General features: G+C 61.4%; 19 protein-coding genes. 6 read left to right on the top strand and 13 right to left on the bottom strand.

The window, feature by feature from the left end:
- Positions 1-5 precede the first annotated feature (5 nt).
- Genes thrC through EQW76_RS10020 form a run of 4 tightly spaced genes read left to right on the top strand, consistent with a single transcriptional unit; the run spans position 6 to position 6311 of the window.
- A complete protein-coding gene (gene thrC, locus EQW76_RS10035; protein ID WP_142824220.1) occupies positions 6-1406 on the top strand; it encodes a threonine synthase in 1401 nt (466 codons plus the stop codon).
- 17 nt (positions 1407-1423) lie between these two features.
- Positions 1424-2722 (top strand): pitrilysin family protein, encoded by a 1299-nt coding sequence (locus EQW76_RS10030; RefSeq protein ID WP_142824219.1) that lies wholly within the window; start codon positions 1424-1426, stop codon positions 2720-2722.
- A 47-nt stretch (positions 2723-2769) separates the two neighbouring features.
- The gene (locus EQW76_RS10025; RefSeq protein ID WP_142824218.1) at positions 2770-3381 is read left to right on the top strand and encodes a GNAT family protein; all 612 of its coding nucleotides are present in this window, start codon (positions 2770-2772) and stop codon (positions 3379-3381) included.
- Entirely contained in the window at positions 3381-6311 is a 2931-nt protein-coding gene (locus EQW76_RS10020) for a sensor domain-containing phosphodiesterase (protein ID WP_142824217.1), read from the top strand. Before EQW76_RS10025 ends, EQW76_RS10020 begins: the two co-directional genes overlap by 1 nt.
- A gap of 25 nt (positions 6312-6336) precedes the next feature.
- Here EQW76_RS10020 and EQW76_RS10015 read toward each other — a convergent pair whose 3' ends face one another.
- The 3 genes from EQW76_RS10015 to EQW76_RS10005 form a co-directional block, all read right to left on the bottom strand.
- Positions 6337-7422, bottom strand: a complete 1086-nt coding sequence (locus tag EQW76_RS10015) for a putative zinc-binding metallopeptidase (protein WP_142824216.1) — start codon at positions 7420-7422, stop codon at positions 6337-6339.
- A gap of 88 nt (positions 7423-7510) precedes the next feature.
- On the bottom strand, positions 7511-7702 hold the full coding sequence (locus tag EQW76_RS10010; protein WP_111217804.1) for a CsbD family protein: 192 nt from the start codon (positions 7700-7702) through the stop codon (positions 7511-7513).
- Between the two features lie 93 nt (positions 7703-7795).
- A complete protein-coding gene (locus EQW76_RS10005) occupies positions 7796-8401 on the bottom strand; it encodes a YqgE/AlgH family protein (RefSeq protein WP_142824215.1) in 606 nt (201 codons plus the stop codon).
- Positions 8402-8535: 134 nt separating this feature from the next.
- Here EQW76_RS10005 and EQW76_RS10000 point away from each other — a divergent pair, with 134 nt between their 5' ends.
- Positions 8536-9372 (top strand): protein-disulfide reductase DsbD domain-containing protein, encoded by an 837-nt coding sequence (locus EQW76_RS10000; RefSeq protein WP_244615283.1) that lies wholly within the window; start codon positions 8536-8538, stop codon positions 9370-9372.
- Positions 9373-9433: 61 nt separating this feature from the next.
- Entirely contained in the window at positions 9434-9919 is a 486-nt protein-coding gene (locus EQW76_RS09995; protein WP_142824214.1) for a peroxiredoxin, read from the top strand.
- Positions 9920-9977: 58 nt separating this feature from the next.
- Here EQW76_RS09995 and EQW76_RS09990 read toward each other — a convergent pair whose 3' ends face one another.
- From EQW76_RS09990 to EQW76_RS09945, 10 genes are all read right to left on the bottom strand, one after another.
- Positions 9978-10286: a Dabb family protein gene (locus tag EQW76_RS09990; RefSeq protein ID WP_111217796.1), complete on the bottom strand. Its 309-nt coding sequence runs from the start codon at positions 10284-10286 to the stop codon at positions 9978-9980.
- An 83-nt stretch (positions 10287-10369) separates the two neighbouring features.
- The gene (gene rnhA, locus EQW76_RS09985) at positions 10370-10810 is read right to left on the bottom strand and encodes a ribonuclease HI (RefSeq protein ID WP_142824213.1); all 441 of its coding nucleotides are present in this window, start codon (positions 10808-10810) and stop codon (positions 10370-10372) included.
- Complete coding sequence (locus EQW76_RS09980; protein WP_142824212.1) at positions 10807-11775, bottom strand: homoserine kinase; 969 nt, start codon at positions 11773-11775, stop codon at positions 10807-10809. Before EQW76_RS09980 ends, rnhA begins: the two co-directional genes overlap by 4 nt.
- 33 nt (positions 11776-11808) lie before the next feature.
- Positions 11809-12816 carry a 4-hydroxy-3-methylbut-2-enyl diphosphate reductase gene (gene ispH, locus EQW76_RS09975; protein WP_142824211.1) on the bottom strand — a complete coding sequence of 336 codons (1008 nt, stop codon included), beginning with the start codon at positions 12814-12816 and terminating at the stop codon, positions 11809-11811.
- Between the two features lie 127 nt (positions 12817-12943).
- Complete coding sequence (locus EQW76_RS09970) at positions 12944-13699, bottom strand: SURF1 family protein (protein ID WP_224128096.1); 756 nt, start codon at positions 13697-13699, stop codon at positions 12944-12946.
- 1 nt (position 13700) lies between these two features.
- Positions 13701-14084, bottom strand: coding sequence for a DUF983 domain-containing protein (locus EQW76_RS09965; protein ID WP_142824209.1), 384 nt, complete (start codon positions 14082-14084; stop codon positions 13701-13703).
- 118 nt (positions 14085-14202) lie between these two features.
- On the bottom strand, positions 14203-15078 hold the full coding sequence (locus EQW76_RS09960; RefSeq protein ID WP_142824208.1) for a cytochrome c oxidase subunit 3: 876 nt from the start codon (positions 15076-15078) through the stop codon (positions 14203-14205).
- A gap of 60 nt (positions 15079-15138) precedes the next feature.
- Complete coding sequence (locus EQW76_RS09955; protein WP_244615291.1) at positions 15139-15687, bottom strand: cytochrome c oxidase assembly protein; 549 nt, start codon at positions 15685-15687, stop codon at positions 15139-15141.
- Between the two features lie 75 nt (positions 15688-15762).
- Positions 15763-15897 (bottom strand): hypothetical protein, encoded by a 135-nt coding sequence (locus EQW76_RS30140; protein ID WP_142824206.1) that lies wholly within the window; start codon positions 15895-15897, stop codon positions 15763-15765.
- Positions 15897-16853 carry a heme o synthase gene (locus EQW76_RS09945; RefSeq protein ID WP_142824205.1) on the bottom strand — a complete coding sequence of 319 codons (957 nt, stop codon included), beginning with the start codon at positions 16851-16853 and terminating at the stop codon, positions 15897-15899. Before EQW76_RS09945 ends, EQW76_RS30140 begins: the two co-directional genes overlap by 1 nt.
- Between the last annotated feature and the right edge of the window lie 6 nt (positions 16854-16859).

Raw genomic sequence — 16859 nt, 5'->3', positions numbered from 1 at the left:
AGACCTTGGAATATATCTCAACCCGGGGAGAAGCCCCTGCCCTCGGTTTCTGCGATGCACTGCTGGCAGGCCTCGCACGCGACGGCGGTCTCTACGTTCCGCGTGAATGGCCGCAACTGAGCAAGAAGGACATCCGGGGCTTTCGCGGCAAGAGCTACCAGGAAATTGCCTTCCGCGTGCTGCTGCCGTTTACCAACGGCGAAATTCCGGAAGAGATATTCCGTAGCATGATCGACGAGGCCTATGCCACCTTCCGCCATCCGGCCATCGTGCCGCTGGTGCAGACAGGCCCGAACAGCTTTATCATGGAGCTCTTCCATGGCACGACGCTAGCGTTCAAGGACGTCGCCATGCAGCTGCTGGCGCGGCTAATGGACTATGCGCTGGCCGAGCGCGGCGCGCGGGCAACGATTGTCGGTGCCACATCGGGCGACACCGGCGGCGCGGCCATCGATGCCTTTGCCGGTCGCGATCGCACCGACATCTTCATCCTCTTCCCGCATGGCAAGGTCTCGCCGGTGCAGCAGCGGCAGATGACATCCTCGACGGCTTCCAACGTTCACGCGCTGGCCATCAACGGTAATTTCGACGATTGCCAGAACCTCGTGAAGGCGATGTTCAACGACGCGCCGTTCCGCGACGGCGTCGGCCTTTCCGGCGTCAACTCGATCAACTGGGCGCGCATCATGGCGCAGGTGGTCTACTATTTCACGACAGCCGTGGCGCTCGGCAGCCCGGACCGGAAAATCTCGTTCACCGTGCCGACCGGCAATTTCGGCGATATCTTTGCCGGCTATGTCGCCAAGCAGATGGGCCTTCCGATCGACAAGCTGGTGGTCGCCACCAACGAGAACGACATCATGGCGCGGACGCTGAAGACCGGCCGCTACGAGATGCGGGCCGTCAAGGCGACAACCTCGCCATCGATGGATATCCAGATCTCGTCCAACTTCGAACGGCTGCTCTTCGAGGCCAATGGCCGCGATGCCTCCCGGGTGCGCGCCGCCATGGAAAGCCTCAAGCAGTCGAGCGGTTTCGACATCGCCCCGGAAGCCATGCGCTTCATTAAGCGCGATTTCCGTGCCGGCCGGGCGACCGAGAAACAGGTGGCCGAGACCATCCGCCAGACCTATGCCGACACCGGCTACCTGCTGGACCCGCACACCGCGATCGGCGTCTTCGTCGCCAGTAAATTTGAAAAGCCGAACAGCCCGATGGTGACGCTGGCCACCGCCCATCCCGCAAAATTCCCCGCCGCAGTAAAATCAGCCTCCGGTATTGACCCGGCGCTTCCGACGTGGCTTGCTGATCTGATGCACAGGGAGGAGCGCTTCGACATCCTGGATCCCGACCTCAAAGCCGTGGAAAGCTTTATCGGTGACCATGTTCAGGCCTCAAGACGTTAAGCGCAGAAAGATCTAATATGACAGTTGAGTGCACCCGGCTGAAATCCGGGCTGACGGTAGTAACCGAGTTGATGCCGCATCTTGAAAGCGTTGCACTCGGTGTGTGGATCAAGTCGGGATCGCGGAACGAGACCGAAGCCGAACACGGTATTGCCCACCTTCTGGAACACATGGCGTTCAAGGGCACGGCTCGCCGCACAGCACGCGAGATTGCCGAGGAAATCGAGAATGTCGGCGGCGAGGTCAATGCCGCGACATCGACGGAAACGACATCCTATTACGCGCGCGTGCTGAAAGAAGACGTGCCGCTCGCTGTCGATATTCTCGCCGACATCCTGACGGAATCGGCCTTCGACGAGGACGAATTGCAGCGTGAAAAGCAGGTTATCCTGCAGGAAATCAACGCTGCCAACGACATGCCGGACGACGTCGTATTCGACAAATTCTCGGAAGTCGCCTATCGTGACCAGACGCTCGGGCGCGCCATTCTGGGGACGCCGGAAACCGTGCTCGGCTTCACGCCGGAGCAGATTCGCGGCTATCTCGGACGCAACTACACCTGCGACCGGATGTTCGTGGTGGCAGCCGGTGCCGTCGATCATGACAGCTTCGTCAAGCAGGTCGAGACCCGCTTTGCAAGCCTTCCGACAGCGCCATCTGCAGCGCCCGTCATCGAGACAGCCCGCTACGTCGGCGGCAGCGTTCGCGAGACGCGCGACCTCATGGATGCTCAGATCCTGCTCGGCTTCGAAGGCCGCGCCTACCATGCGCGGGATTTCTACTGCTCGCAGATTCTTGCCAATATCCTTGGCGGGGGCATGTCGTCGCGGCTGTTCCAGGAAGTGCGCGAGACGCGCGGCCTCTGCTATTCGGTCTATGCCTTCCATTGGGGCTTTTCCGACACTGGCATCTTCGGCATCCATGCCGCAACCGGCGGAGAAAACCTGCCGGAACTGCTGCCTGTGATCGTCGATGAGCTGCGCAAATCTGCCGACAAGATCCACCAGCAGGAAATCGACCGCGCCCGCGCCCAGATCCGGGCCCAGCTGCTCATGGGTCAGGAAAGTCCTGCCGCACGGGCCGGCCAGGTCGCGCGACAGATGATGCTTTACGGCCGGCCGATCCCCAACCCGGAGATGATGGAACGGCTGGAGGGCATCACCATCCAGCGGCTGACCGATCTCGCCGGCCGTCTGTTCTTCGACGCCGTGCCGACCCTCTCCGCTATCGGTCCGCTGGACGAGCTGGCGCCGATGGAAGACATCATCGCCTCGCTGGCCACACCACGCCAGGCATCCAAAGCCGCCAACGGCTGATCCCAGCCGGAGGCCCCTCACGATCCAGTTCCGGGAGACATGGACGAATGCCAAAGTCGGTTTTTCGGTTTCTGTCTCGGCAGCCGGACACGATCGAACTTGAGGGCGCCGACCATATTCTCCGCTTGCCGCGCAACGCCGACTTCAGCCAGTGGCAGAAGCTTAGGGCCGAGAGCCGCCGGTTCCTGGAACCGTGGGAGCCGACCTGGCGTACCGACGAACTGACCGAGGGCGCCTACCGGACCCGCGTCGTGCGGGGCAAGCAGGAGTACAACTCCGGCCAGGCAGTACCGTTTCTGGTCTTCAAGCGCGACAACTCCACGCTGCTCGGCGGGCTCACTGTCGGTTATATCAGGCGCGGTGCCGCGCAGAGCTGCATGATCGGTTACTGGATGGGCGAGCGCTATTCCGGCCAAGGCCATATGTTCGCCGCACTTGAGATAGTTATACCCTATATCTTTTCCGGGCTGGAGTTGCACCGTATCGAGGCAGCCTGTATTCCGGAGAATGAGCGTAGCGTGCGGCTTTTGCAGAAGGCCGGGTTCCAACGGGAAGGCCATTTGCGCGGCTACTTGAAAATCAACGGCCAATGGCGTGATCACGTGATGTTTTCTCGCTTGGCCACAGACACGGACCCGCTCGGGAAGACCACACGCTGATGATTGCCGACACTCCTTCCCAACCACACTTCCTTCGCCATTCCCTGATCGCGTTCCTTGTTGCCCTGTTTGCGATGACGGCCCTGTTGGCGATGACGGCTATGCTTGCGACCGGCGCGCGGGCTGCGGAGCCGGTGAAGATCTCGCGCGACGACACGGCGCTCGACCTTACGAAGACGACCGAGATCTACGCCAACCAGGGCGAGGCCTTCCAGGTGTCGACGGCCGCTGGTGCCGACGGTATCCGCCGCCGCATCGAGGTGCGCTCGAGTTCGCCGGGTCACCAGGGCGACTGGGCGGTGTTCGCACTGGCCAACGTCTCTGAAGAACAGCTGGAGCGCGTCATCGTCGCGCCGCATTTCCGTCTGGTGAATTCCAAGATGTTCTGGCCCGACCTCGGCTCGCAACGCATCATCGCCATCACGCCGAGCGAAGGTTTTGCGCTCGACCGGCAGCCGAGCGACGAGGCGGACGTGTTCCGCATCACACTCAATCCCGGCGCCGTCATCACCTTCGTCGCCGAACTGTCGTCCCCGGAATTGCCGCAGATCTATCTCTGGGAGCCGAACGCCTACAAGGATACGGTCAACGCCTTCACGCTCTATCGTGGCATCGTGCTCGGCATTTCCGGCCTGCTGGCGGTGTTTCTCACCATCCTCTTCGTGGTCAAAGGCACGTCGATGCTGCCGGCGACGGCGGCGCTTGCCTGGGCGGTGCTCGGCTATATCTGCGTCGACTTCGGCTTTCTCGGCAAGCTGATCAGCATCACATCCGGGGACCAACGAATATGGAGGGCCTGCGTCGAGGTGGCGCTGGCCTCCAGCCTGGTGATCTTCCTGTTCACCTATCTTAATCTCAACAGATGGCACGCCCATCTCGGCTATGTCACGCTTGCCTGGATACTGGGGCTGGCGCTGCTGTTCGGCGTGGCCGTCTACGATCCGTCGATTGCCGCCGGCATTGCCCGCCTCTCCATGGCCCTGACGGCAACCGCCGGCATCCTGCTCATCGTCTATCTCGGTATCAACCGCTATGACCGGGCGATCCTGCTGGTGCCGGCCTGGGCGTTGATCCTCGTCTGGCTGTTCGGCGCCTGGCTAACGGTCACCGGCAAGCTCGACAACGACATCATCCAGCCGGCACTCGGCGGCGGTCTGGTGCTCATCGTACTTCTGATCGGCTTTACCGTCATGCAGCACGCCTTTGCCGGCGGCGCCTTCCAGCAGGGCCTGTTTTCCGATCTGGAGCGCCAATCGCTGGCACTCACCGGCTCCGGCGATACCGTCTGGGACTGGGACGTGGCGCGCGACCGAGTCGTCACCATTCCCGATATCTCGCAGAAGCTCGGACTCTCGCCCGGTAGCATGCACGGTGCTGCTCGCAACTGGCTGCCACGGCTACACCCCGACGACCGCGACCGCTTCCGCGCGACGCTGGACGTGCTGCTGGAGCACCGTCGCGGCAGGCTGAACCACGAGTTCCGCATCCGCGCCGAGGACGGCCATTTCCATTGGCTCGCAATCCGCGCCCGGCCGGTGCTGGGATCGAACGGCGAAATCATCCGCTGCGTCGGCACCGTCGTCGATGTCACCGAGCAGAAGAACTCCGTCGAGCGCCTGTTGCACGACGCGCTGCACGACAACCTCACCGGACTACCGAACCGGCAGCTTTTCCTCGACCGACTGCAGGCCGTGCTGACCCTTGCCCCCGCCGGCGATCTGGTCCGACCGACGGTGATGGTCATCGATATCGACCGGTACAAGATGGTCAACGACGCGCTGGGCGTTGCCGCCGGCGACAACATTCTGGTCGCCCTGACACGTCGCCTGCGCCGCCTACTGAAGCCGCAGGACACGCTGGCGCGGCTCTCCGGCGACCAGTTCGGCCTGATCCTGGTGTCCGAGCGCGATCCGACCAAGGTGGCGGATTTCGCCGATGCCGTCAGCAAGGCGATCATGGTGCCGCTGAACTTTGCCAATCGCGAAATCGTGCTGACCGCCTCCATCGGACTGACTTCTTGGGTCGACCAGCAGGAAAGCGCTGCCGGATTGCTCAGCGACGCCGAGCTTGCGATGTATCGCTCGAAGCGCGCCGGCGGCAATAAGGTCGAACCTTTCCTGCCAGCCTTCCGCAACTTCGGCACCGACCGCCTGCAACTGGAATCCGATCTCCGTCGCGCCGTCGAGCGCAAGGAGTTGTCGATGGTCTACCAGCCCATCGTCCGGCTGGAAGATGCCGAGATCGCCGGCTTCGAGGCGCTGATGCGCTGGGAGCATCCGAAACGCGGCAACATTTCGCCGACCGAATTCATTCCGATTGCCGAGGCAACCGACATCATCGGCCCGCTCGGCATGTTCGCCATGGAGCAGGCGACAAACGACCTGATGGCCTGGACACGCCAGACGGGCGAGTTGCCGCTGTTCGTATCCGTCAACCTGTCGAGCGCCCAGCTGCTCAACAACGAGCTCTACGACGACGTCCGGGCGCTGCTTGCCAAGACCCATTGCGATCCGTCCCGCATCAAGCTCGAACTGACGGAAACGATGGTCATGGAAAATCCGGAACAGGCGCGTCTCGTGTTGGCGAAGTTGCGCGAAGCAGGCCTCGGCCTCGCACTCGACGACTTCGGCACCGGCTACTCGTCGCTCTCCTACCTCACCCGCTTCCCCTTCGACACGATCAAGCTGGACAAGGGCCTGGTACGCGACGAGAGCGACAAGAAATCCGTGCTGCTGCGCTCCGTGATCTCGATGGCGCGCGAACTCGGAATGAAAGTCGTCGCTGAGGGTATCGAGACCGAGGAAGATGCGCTGGAACTCGCCAAGATGGGCTGCACCTACGGCCAGAGCTTTCTCTTCGGACCGCCGATGGGCTCGGAATCGGTGCTGCGATTGCTGAAGGAACGTTTTCCGCTGACAAGGCGCGCCTGAGGCACGCCTCCCCGCCTCGCGCTGGTCAGGCCGCCTGCATCGTCTGGCCTGCTGCTGCGTCACGGATGAGCCGCAGCAGGTAATCGAGTTTCCTCACCACCGGCGGCGACAGGACAAATGGGTACGAGTCCGGCTGTCCCATGCTCCTCTGGATGCTGTTCACGGCGACACTGAGCGGCACCCAGGCGGAAACAAGCTGCTCGGCATCGTGCGCCCTGTAGGGATTGAAATCCACCTCCGACGCCATCTCCTCATGCCCGCGCGGATCGACCGCGATGCCGAAAGCACGGGCTGTCTCCAGCGTATCGACGATGTGGAGATAGTGCGCAAAGCACTCGGCGAAATCTTCCCAGGGATGGGAACTGGCATAGGCGCTGATAAAGCTACTCTGCCAATCCGCACGCACCCCGTTCTCGTAATGGCGCCGCAGTGCTGCGCCATAGTCCTCGCGTTCGTCGCCGAACACCTCGCGGAAGCCGTCGAAATTATTGACGTCGCGGACCAGCTTGTTCCAGATGAAATGGCCGGTCTCGTGGCGGAAGTGGCCGAGCAGCGTCCGGTAGGGCTCGTGCATCGACATGCGCGCCATTTCGCGCGTCACGTCGTCCGCCTCGGCGGCGCGGATGGCAATCAGGCCGTCGTCGTGGCCGGTCATGGCGGGCACGACGAAGCCGGCGCTGTTGATCTTGTCCTCGAGGAAATCGAACACCAGACCGCCCTGCGGATCTTCGCTGCGATCGGGATGCGGCAGTTCGAGGCGCAAAAGTGAATAAAACAGATGGCGCTGTGCCTGCCCTATCCGGCGCCAGCGGTCGACACCCTCGGATGTCCCGGTATTCGGCACCAGCCTGTTATGGCGGCAGGCCGCACAGAAGCCTTGCGGATCGTCGGAATCGACCATCCAGTTGCAGAGATCCAGCGCCGCATTCGAGCAAAAGCGCAGCGAGCGAGACGGTTCTGAAACGATGTGCCAGTCCGGCTCCTGGTCGGGTTCCAGCGCGTACATCTTCAGCCGGTCTGGAACGAAACCCAGGCGGTGGCCGCAGCGGACGCACTGGCGATTGTCGAAATGCACCGACTGTCCACAGGAGTCGCAGTCAAACAATCGCATGGGCCCGGTCCTTTTCGACGACGGTCTTAAATGTCGAAAAGCCCGCCACGCTTTGGCGCGGCAGGCTTGAAGTCTTTATTCAGTTCGCTCAGGCGCGATCGACGGCGTCCTTGAGCTTGTCCTTGGCCTTGCCTTCGGCAACCTGGGCCTTGCCTTTGGCTTCCTGAACGGCGCCCTTAGCACGCGTCTCGTTGTCGCCAGTGGCCTTGCCGACGGCTTCCTTCGCCTTGCCGGTCAATTCATTGGCCTTACCGGAAATCTTGTCGCTGGTGCTACCCATGTGTCTCACTCCCTGGTTGGCGACGTACGTTGCGTGCGTCGTGCAGGAAAAACGTCAACAGTCGGATATCGTTCCAGTGGTGGCGCTGGTTTATCAGGCGTGGCCTGCTTCGCTCGACAACATCGCCGGCGTGACGCCGAGCAGTGCCAGCGCCCGCTCGTATTTATCATCAAGGCTGCGGTCGAAGATAAGCTCTTCACTCGGCGCGCAATTCAGCCAGCCGTTATTGCTGACTTCGGCCTCCAGCTGCCCGGCGCTCCAGCCGGCATAACCGAGCAGCATCGTCGCCTTTTTCGGGCCGTTGCCGTTGGAAATCGCGCGGATGATATCGAGCGTTGCCGTCAGGCTGATGTCATCGCTGACAGCGATGCTGCTCTCGCTCTTGTAATCGTCGGAGTGCAGGACGAAGCCTCGACCGCTCTCGACCGGGCCTCCGGTCTGGATCGGAAAACTGCGGGCACGATCCGGCAGCATGATGGCATCGTCAGTCTTGATCATGTCGAGATGCAGAAGAACATCGGTGAAGCTGAGGTTCTGCGACCGGTTGATAATGAAACCCATCGCTCCGGCATCCGAATGGGCACAGATATAGACAACCGTCCGGGCAAAGTTACTGTCCGCCATTCCCGGCATTGCGATCAGAAACTGACCGTCGAGAAAGCCGCGTGCACCTTTGTACTTCAGCGTCGATAACGACATCCTGTCTCCTCACTGCTCTTGATTATGCCCCCCGGATAAAGATGGGGTAATGTGACGGATCAATCAACTGAAAATGATCGATTGCTAAAAATCGCATGATGCGCGTGCGGCCGCCTTCGTCTAACGCTGTTTCCATGATTTTCTATCCCAGACTTTTCCGGATCCCGATGACGGCGGCAGGTATTTTTGCCGTCTCCTTGATGCTCGCGTCCGCTACCCATGCGGCGACAAGCGACTGGGCAACCAGCGATGGCGGCCGGATGCGGGTGGTGGCAACGCCCGCCGACGTCAGCGGCCACGTAAAGGCTGTATTGCAGATCGAGCCGGGTCCCGGCTGGATCACCTACTGGCGCGAGCCCGGTGAAAGCGGCATCCCGCCGCAACTCACGCTGCCTGCGGGAAGCAAGGCGACAATCGACACTATCGGCTATCCGGTGCCAAAGCTCATCTCGCTCGGAAATGTCCATGAGGTCGGCTACGATGCGCCCATCAGCCTGCCGCTCGATATCAATGCCGCCGGCGAGCGAAAACTCGATATCACGGCCTTTATCGGCGTCTGCAAGGATATCTGCGTTCCCTTCCAGGCAACCATGAGCGTGACGTTGCCGCCGCCGGGTTCGTCCGACGATGCCGGGGATGCAGCCATCGTCACCGATGCAGCGGCAGCGCTTCCACAGAAACCTTCGGCCGATTTCGGCGTCAAGAGCCACAGCCTGTCGCCAGACGGCAAGACATTGTCGTTGCATCTCACCTTGCCGGACGCTGGCGACGCCATTCCCCAGATCTACGTGACCGGCCCCAGCGGCTATGTGTTTTTCAAGCAGGCCAGCGCCAGCCGCAGCGGTCGCGATGTGGAGGTCGCACTGACAATCGGCAAATTGCCGAAGACCTATGTTGTACACGGCAAGAGTTGGGGCATACTGGTCGTGAACGGCAGCCGCGCGATGGAAACGACGCTTGTCATGGAGTAGAGCGATCATAGATATCGACGGGCGTTCAGACGCACGCGACAGAAAAAACCAGGAGAGACGCATGACTATTGCCATCGGCGAGAAAATTCCCGCCGCCACGTTCAAGGAAAAGACAGCCGACGGCCCGACCGAAATCTCCACGGACACGCTGTTTTCGGGCAAGCGCGTCGTGCTCTTCGCCGTCCCCGGCGCCTTCACGCCAACCTGCTCGCTGAACCATCTGCCGGGCTACCTCGAGAACCTCGATGCCATCCTCGCAAAGGGTGTCAATGAAGTTGCCGTCGTTTCCGTTAATGACTGGCATGTGATGGGTGCATGGGCACAGCAATCGGGTGGCATGGGCAAGATCCATTTCCTCGCCGACTGGGATGCCGCCTTCACCAAGGCGCTCGGCCTCGACGCCGATCTCTCGGGCGGCGGTCTTGGCGTGCGCTCGAAGCGCTACTCGATGCTGGTAGAAGACGGCGTCGTCAAGACACTGAACGTCGAGGAAAACCCCGGCGAAGCGACGGTCTCGGCCGCAGCAACGATGATCGGGCAGCTCTGATCAGGCACAGCTGGAGGGATGCCGGACATCCCTCCAGATCCTTCTACCTGCACCGTTTTCAGATATTGAGATCGAACACCAGCAATCCGGCCAGGCCGCCATCGGTGGACGAGACGATGCGTTCGCCGACGGCGACGTGCTCGGGGTGGACGAGATAGGCATCGCGGGCAGCGCCGCTTTCGAAGGTCACGGCGAAGCCATCGACGAAGCCGCCATGCAAGCCTTCCGGCGAGACATTCGGGCCATATTTTACGTCGAGAATGCCTGGAATAACCTGCTTCAATGCGACGATCGCTTCAAATATGGATTGCTTTTCCGGCGCCGTGACGGCGGCCTTGAAGCGCAGAAATACGCAGTGCAGGATCATGTGAAACCTCCCCGGGTGACCGCCGCACCATACCGGGAAAACGACGGGCGGCAACATGCTTGTTGTCTGTCTTGCAGCCGGCTTCAGCGCTTCTTGAACGGCTCCATGCCCTTGCGGGCGAGTTCATCGGCACGCTCGTTCTCGATGTGGCCGGCGTGGCCCTTGACCCAGTGCAGGGTGACCTTGTGGCGGCTGTGGGCGGCGTCGAGAGCCTGCCAGAGCTCGGCGTTCTTCACCGGCTTCTTGTCGGCGGTCTTCCAGCCGTTCTTCTTCCAGCCGTGAATCCATTTCGAAATGCCGTCCATGACGTATTTCGAGTCCGTGTAGAGATCGACCTCGCAGGCATCCTTGAGCGCACCCAGCGACGAGATCGCCGCCATCAGTTCCATTCGGTTGTTGGTCGTCTCGGCCTCGCCACCGCAGAGGTCCTTCTCGACATCGCCGTAGCGCAGCACGGCGCCCCAGCCGCCCGGCCCAGGATTTCCCGAGCAGGCGCCGTCGGTGAAGATATCGACATGTTTCATGCTTTGGCCAACCCATATTCGGCGCCCGTGGCAACCGTGCGATGAAAGCGCAGCTTGCGCAGATATTCCAGCGGGTCCTTCTTGGTGACCATGGCGCCGGCCGGCGTCATCAGCCAATCGTAGAGCCGCGTCAGGAAGAAGCGCAGCGCCGAGCCCCGCGCCAGCGTCGGCAGCGCCTCGATCTCGGCGTCGCTGAGCGGCCGGATGCTCTGGTAGCCATCGAGCATGGCCATACCCTTGGTGACGTTGTAAGCGCCGTCCTTTTCGAAGCACCAGGCATTGAGGCAGATCGACACGTCATAGGCCAGCATGTCGTTGCAGGCGAAGTAGAAATCGATCAGCCCGGAAAGCTGGTCGCCGAGGAAAAAGACATTGTCGGGGAACAGGTCGGCATGGATGACGCCGGTCGGCAGGTCTTTCGGCCAGTTCGCCTCGAAGAAAGCCAGTTCCGACCGGATCTCATCCCGCAGGCCGGGCTCGACCTCGTCGGCGCGGGCTTCAGACTTGTCCCACAGCGGCTGCCACCCGGCGCAGGAGAGCGCGTTCGGCCGGGCGATGGCAAAGCCCTCGCCTGCGACATGCATCTTTGCAAGCGCGATGCCGACCTCGCGGCAGTGGTGCGCCTCGGGCTTGCGCAGCCACATGCCCTCGAGAAACGAAATCAACGCGGCAGGGCGGCCGGAGAGTTCGCCGAGAAGAGCGCCATCGCGGCGCGGCAGGGGAAGCGGGCACGACAGGCCCCGCGCCGAAAGATGCTGCATCAGGCCCAGGAAGAACGGCAAGTCGTCCTTTTCGACGCGTTTTTCATAGAGCGTCAGGATCAGCGGCTCGCGCGTCGTGTGCAGCAGGAAATTAGAATTCTCGACACCCTCTGCGATCCCCTTGTAGGAGGTGAGTTCGCCGCAATCATACTCTGTCAAAAAGGTCTTGAGATCGTCTTCGGTAATGTCTGTGTAAACGGCCACGGATTATTCCTGGGTTGGCGTCGCTGATGTTATTTATTCGCCGTTGACGAAAGCCATGTCGGCAGTCGTCAACTCGACATCCCGCAGCTCGCGATTGACCAGGAAGTTCTCGGTTTCCTTGACCGTCTCGGCAAGTTCGACCGCCGCATCGTAGCGCTGCCGGAAAGCCTCGATGATCTCGTTGACGATCACCTCCGGGGCAGAGGCGCCGGCGGACAGGCCCACCGTAGCGATATCGCCCATATTGTCCCAGTCGATTTCCGACGCGCGCTGGACGAGAACAGATTGTTTTGCGCCCGCCCTCAACGCCACCTCGACAAGCCGCTTCGAATTTGAGGAATTCGGCGCACCGACGATGATGAAGAGGTCGCAGCCGGGTGCCGCCTGCTTCACCACTTCCTGGCGGTTGGTGGTGGCATAGCAGATCGAATCGGCAGACGGCGCGGTCAGGTTCGGAAAGCGCTCCTGCAGGCGAGCGATGACGCCGGCCGTGTCGTCCACCGACAGCGTCGTCTGCGTGACGTAGCCGAGATTGTCCGGATCGACCGGCACATAGGCATCGACATCGGCAATCGTCTCGACCAGCGACACCGTGCCTTCGGGCAGTTGACCCATCGTGCCGATCACTTCCGGATGGCCGGCGTGGCCAATCAGCACCACATGGCGGCCTAGCCGGTTGTGGCGCATGGCCTGTTTATGGACCTTGGAGACCAGCGGGCATGTCGCATCGAGATAGAAGAGGTTGCGGCTGTCGGCATCGGCCGGCACGGATTTCGGAACGCCATGGGCGGAGAAGACGACAGGCTGCTTGCGGTGTTCCGGCGGGATTTCGCCGAGTTCCTCGACGAAGATTGCGCCCTTGGCCTCAAGACCTTCGACGACGTAGCGATTGTGGACGATCTCGTGGCGGACATAGACCGGCGCGCCATAGGCCTTGAGCGCCAGCACAACGATCTGGATGGCACGGTCGACGCCGGCGCAGAAGCCGCGGGGGCCGCAGAGGCGAATGGTCAGGGCAGGTTTCGAAACGGCGATGTTCATGTCTTTTCCAAAAGCCCGGGGACAAGGGCTAACCACAGATAGGTGCGCCCTGCCCGCCCATCTAGCCTAAAGTGCCGATGAATTGAAGCAATTCTATTGCATCCGCACAGGGTTGCGCGAAACATGCCTACTGCGCCGGGGCATCCGGATGGCGTTTACGCAGCCAGGAAATCGCGACGATGGCAACCAGCGCTGCCGCCAGGCCATACCAGGTGACGGCATATTGCAGATGGTCGTTGGGCAGGTCGACAATGGTCACGCCGCCGACCGGCAGGCCGCCAGGATTGGGCGTTGCATCGGCATCGACGAAGAAGGGAAGCACCCTTTTAGCATCCAGCCCGACGCTGGAGGCCATCACGTCCAAATCCTTCCAGTAGAAGATGTTCTTGGCAATGTCGTTGTCCGGCAGCAGCGACGACGGCTTGGAGGGCAATTTGGCGCGGGCAAGCCCGGCTACGGCCTGCATGCCGGAGAGCTGGCCTTTTTCGCGGGTCTTCGCCTCCTTCTGGTCGTAGGGAACAAAGCCCCGGTTGACGAAGAGCAGGCGACCGCCATCGAGTTCGAGCGGCGTGTAGATGTAGAAGCCCGACATGCCGTTATAGGTGGCGAAGAAATGGCGCTCCTTGTCGTTGAGATAGCGGCCGGACGTCGTCACGCGGCGATATTCGATATCGCCGCCGCGCGCAGCCATCGCCTCGATATCACCCAGCGGGATCGGCGCTGCGGCCTGCCTTTCGGTAATATCGGCAATCAAGCCTTCCTTCCATTTGAGACGCTGGACCTGCCAGGTGCCGAGTGCAAGCAGCACGGCAAGAACCGAGAGAAGCAGCAGGACCTTGAAAGCCTGCCAAGCGGCATTTGCCCCCGGCTTTTGGATCGGCACGTCAGTCACGTTCGATTTGTCCTTCGCTGGCGTCGTGACGGTATTGCAGCGCCACGAAGATGCCCTTGCTCCAGCGCAGCGACAAAAGCGACAGGAGAATGGTCAGAGGGCCGAACAATATCCCGTGGACCCAGATTGGCGGGCCGTAATTGACCTGCAGCCAGAGGACCAGACCGATGACGATGAAGCCGACGATGAGGATGACGAAAACAGCCGGGCCATCGCCACTGTCGGCGAAGGAGAAATCGAGGTTGCAGGCAGCGCAACGAGGCTTCAGCGCTAGGACACCATCGAATAACGCACCCTGTCCGCATCGCGGGCAGCGACCCCGGAGGCCGACCCTGATGGGATCAACCGGCGGGAAATGGGCAGTGTCGTTGACCATGATGTCATGCCTTCCAGGCGGGATACGAAAAGCCTTGCTCCCGCCCCGCAAAACTCTACTCGCCTTAGGGCGACATCCAACAGGCACCAGCGTCAAGGACGTGCCATCGCCGCCTTCGTCATCCGGCGACGGGTGCGCCCCAGCCGCCCCAGATGTAGATGGCGAAGAACAGGAACAGCCAGACCACGTCGACGAAATGCCAGTACCAGGCGGCGGCCTCGAAGCCGAAATGCTGGGTCGGCGTAAAATCGCCACGCATCGCCCTGATCAGGCAGACAGCCAAGAAGATGGTGCCGATCAGCACGTGGAAGCCATGGAAACCCGTCGCCATGAAGAATGTAGCGCCGTAGATCGAGCTTTTGAAGGCAAACGGCGCGTGGGCATATTCATAGGCTTGGACGCTGGAGAACAGTACGCCCAAGGCAACCGTAAGCGCCAGACCGGTGATCATGCCCTTGCGGTCGTTGTGCAGCAGCGCGTGATGGGCCCAGGTGACGGTCGTGCCCGACAGCAGGAGGATGATGGTGTTGTAGATCGGCAGATGCCAGGGATCGAGCACCTCGACACCCTTCGGTGGCCATTGTCCGCCGGTGAATATGACGCGCGAGGCCTGGATGGCTTCGTTCGGAAACAGGCTGACGTCGAAATAGGCCCAGAACCAGGCGACGAAGAACATCACTTCCGAAGCGATGAACATGATCATGCCGTAGCGCAGGTGCAGCGACACGACGCGGGTATGGGCGCCCTCATGGGCTTCCTTCACCGTATCTGCCCACCAGGCGTACATGACGTAGAGGATGACGACGAGGCCGATGAAGAACAGCCAGGGGCTGGCGAAATCGATGCCGAACAGCTTGAACGGGCTGTTGTTGAGATAGCGCATATAGGCCACGCCACCGAAGGTAATGACGAGCGCGCCGATCGCCGCAAGGATCGGCCAGGGGCTCGGATCGATGATGTGATAATCGTGGTTCTTCTGGTGTACGTCAGCCATATCAGCAATCCCCGAGTAACTTTTCCCTTAAGGCAGCCGGTAAACCGGATGCCCTCCTCCCTAAAGCTTCTTCACCCCGACCTTGGCCGCAGCCTCGTTCGATGCCACGGGTTTGGCGTCATCCCGCGGATAGAACGTATAGGACAGCGTCAGCGTGCCGATGTCCTTGGTTTCCGCCGCCTTGGTAATCTCCGGATCAATGTAGAAAACCACCGGCATCTCGCGCTTTTCCCCCGGCGCAAGATCCGTCTCGTTAAAGCAGAAACACTGCACCTTGTTGAAATAGGCGCCGGCCTCGATCGGCGAGACGTTGAAGATCGCCTGCGCGCGGGTCGGCTGGTCTGATTTGTTCTCGGCGACGAACTTGATCATGATCGTCTCGCCGATCTTCGGATCGACCTCGCGCTGCATCGACTTGAAGTCCCAGGGCACGCCCGAGGCGACGTTGGCATCAAATGTGACGCGGATGCGCTTGTCGAGCACTACGGTCGAAGCCTGCTCGACGCGCTGCGTCGTACCGTTGAAGCCGGTGACCTGGCAGAACATGCGATAGAGCGGCACAGCGGCATAGCTCATCGCGCCCATGCCGACCACGAAGCTCAGGCACATCAGAACGATCAGGCCGTTGTTGCGCCCGACCGATCTTGCTCTCCCTGACGTCTCCTCCTCCAAAGAGCCTCTCCCTTAATGTCCCGTGCCGATCTTGATGATCGTCATCACGTAGAAAATCACCACCAGCCCCGCAAGCACCAGTCCGAGAGCGACATTGCGCCCGCGTCTCGATTTCTTCTGGGCGGCGGTGAGCTTGACGGTTTCCATCAGAACCAGCCTCCGGTGCCCGAGGCCAGCACCGTCACCAGACGGTCGATCATCAGGGCCGAGAAGATGGCAAAGAGGTAGAAGATCGAATAGGCGAACATCCGCTTGGCCGGGACCATCTTCACATCGGTTTCCGGCATCCGCCAGACGGTGATCGAACAGTAGACGAAGATGGCGCCGAGAATGCCGGCGACGATCCCGTAGCCGATCGAGGACATGCCCATCATGGTCGGTGCCACACCGACAACGGCGGTTAGCACGGCGTAGACGACGATCTGGTTCTTGGTGGTCGGAATGCCCGAGACATTCGGCAGCATGGGCACGCCGACGGAGCCGTAATCCTTCATCTTGAACAGTGCCAGCGCCCAGAAGTGGGCCGGCGTCCAGAGGAAGATGATGAGGAACAGGACGATGCTTTCCATCGGCACGGTGCCGGTGACGCAGGCCCAGCCGATGACCGGCGGAAATGCGCCGGCAGCACCGCCAATGACGATGTTCTGCGGCGTCGAGCGCTTCAGCCACATCGTGTAGACGACGGCGTAGAAGAAGATCGTGAAGGCGAGAATGGCGGCAGGCAGCCAGCCGACGGCGAGCGCCAGAATGGTGATCGAGAAGCCGGACAGCACCAGTCCGAAGCCGAGCGCTTCCGAGCCGGTCACGCGGCCGGACGGGATAGGCCGCTTGGCGGTGCGGGTCATGATGGCGTCGATGTCTGCATCATACCACATATTGAGGGAGCCGGAGGCACCGGCTCCAACGGCGATGCAGAGGATCGAGATGACGGCAATGAACGGATTGATGTGACCGGGCGCCAGCACCAGGCCGGCCAGCGCGGTGAACACCACGAGCTGCATCACGCGCGGCTTCAGAAGCTCGAAGTAATCGCGCGCACTGGCCTGCGACAGGCCGAGGTCGCCTTCGGAAGCCAGGATCTCGTGGTTGTCGATAACGGTCATTACACA

Origin of the sequence: Rhizobium sp. rho-13.1 (assembly GCF_007000305.1) — a bacterium.
GTDB classification, from domain to species: domain Bacteria; phylum Pseudomonadota; class Alphaproteobacteria; order Rhizobiales; family Rhizobiaceae; genus Rhizobium; species Rhizobium rhododendri.
This window is presented reverse-complemented; position numbering and strand designations above follow the sequence as displayed.

Bases quoted from the DNA above. Each gene is read 5' to 3' on its own strand.
- EQW76_RS09995 (WP_142824214.1), top strand. From the start codon at position 9,434: ATGACTATTGCCATCGGCGAGAAAATTCCCGCCGCCACGTTCAAGGAA.
- EQW76_RS10015 (WP_142824216.1), bottom strand. From the start codon at position 7,422: ATGCGATTGTTTGACTGCGACTCCTGTGGACAGTCGGTGCATTTCGAC.
- EQW76_RS10010 (WP_111217804.1), bottom strand. From the start codon at position 7,702: ATGGGTAGCACCAGCGACAAGATTTCCGGTAAGGCCAATGAATTGACC.
- EQW76_RS09945 (WP_142824205.1), bottom strand. From the start codon at position 16,853: ATGACCGTTATCGACAACCACGAGATCCTGGCTTCCGAAGGCGACCTC.
- EQW76_RS10005 (WP_142824215.1), bottom strand. From the start codon at position 8,401: ATGTCGTTATCGACGCTGAAGTACAAAGGTGCACGCGGCTTTCTCGAC.
- EQW76_RS09965 (WP_142824209.1), bottom strand. From the start codon at position 14,084: ATGGTCAACGACACTGCCCATTTCCCGCCGGTTGATCCCATCAGGGTC.
- EQW76_RS10030 (WP_142824219.1), top strand. From the start codon at position 1,424: ATGACAGTTGAGTGCACCCGGCTGAAATCCGGGCTGACGGTAGTAACC.
- EQW76_RS10020 (WP_142824217.1), top strand. From the start codon at position 3,381: ATGATTGCCGACACTCCTTCCCAACCACACTTCCTTCGCCATTCCCTG.
- EQW76_RS30140 (WP_142824206.1), bottom strand. From the start codon at position 15,897: ATGGAAACCGTCAAGCTCACCGCCGCCCAGAAGAAATCGAGACGCGGG.
- EQW76_RS10000 (WP_244615283.1), top strand. From the start codon at position 8,536: ATGATTTTCTATCCCAGACTTTTCCGGATCCCGATGACGGCGGCAGGT.
- ispH (WP_142824211.1), bottom strand. From the start codon at position 12,816: ATGAACATCGCCGTTTCGAAACCTGCCCTGACCATTCGCCTCTGCGGC.
- EQW76_RS09960 (WP_142824208.1), bottom strand. From the start codon at position 15,078: ATGGCTGACGTACACCAGAAGAACCACGATTATCACATCATCGATCCG.
- EQW76_RS09955 (WP_244615291.1), bottom strand. From the start codon at position 15,687: ATGTGCCTGAGCTTCGTGGTCGGCATGGGCGCGATGAGCTATGCCGCT.
- EQW76_RS09990 (WP_111217796.1), bottom strand. From the start codon at position 10,286: ATGATCCTGCACTGCGTATTTCTGCGCTTCAAGGCCGCCGTCACGGCG.
- EQW76_RS10025 (WP_142824218.1), top strand. From the start codon at position 2,770: ATGCCAAAGTCGGTTTTTCGGTTTCTGTCTCGGCAGCCGGACACGATC.
- rnhA (WP_142824213.1), bottom strand. From the start codon at position 10,810: ATGAAACATGTCGATATCTTCACCGACGGCGCCTGCTCGGGAAATCCT.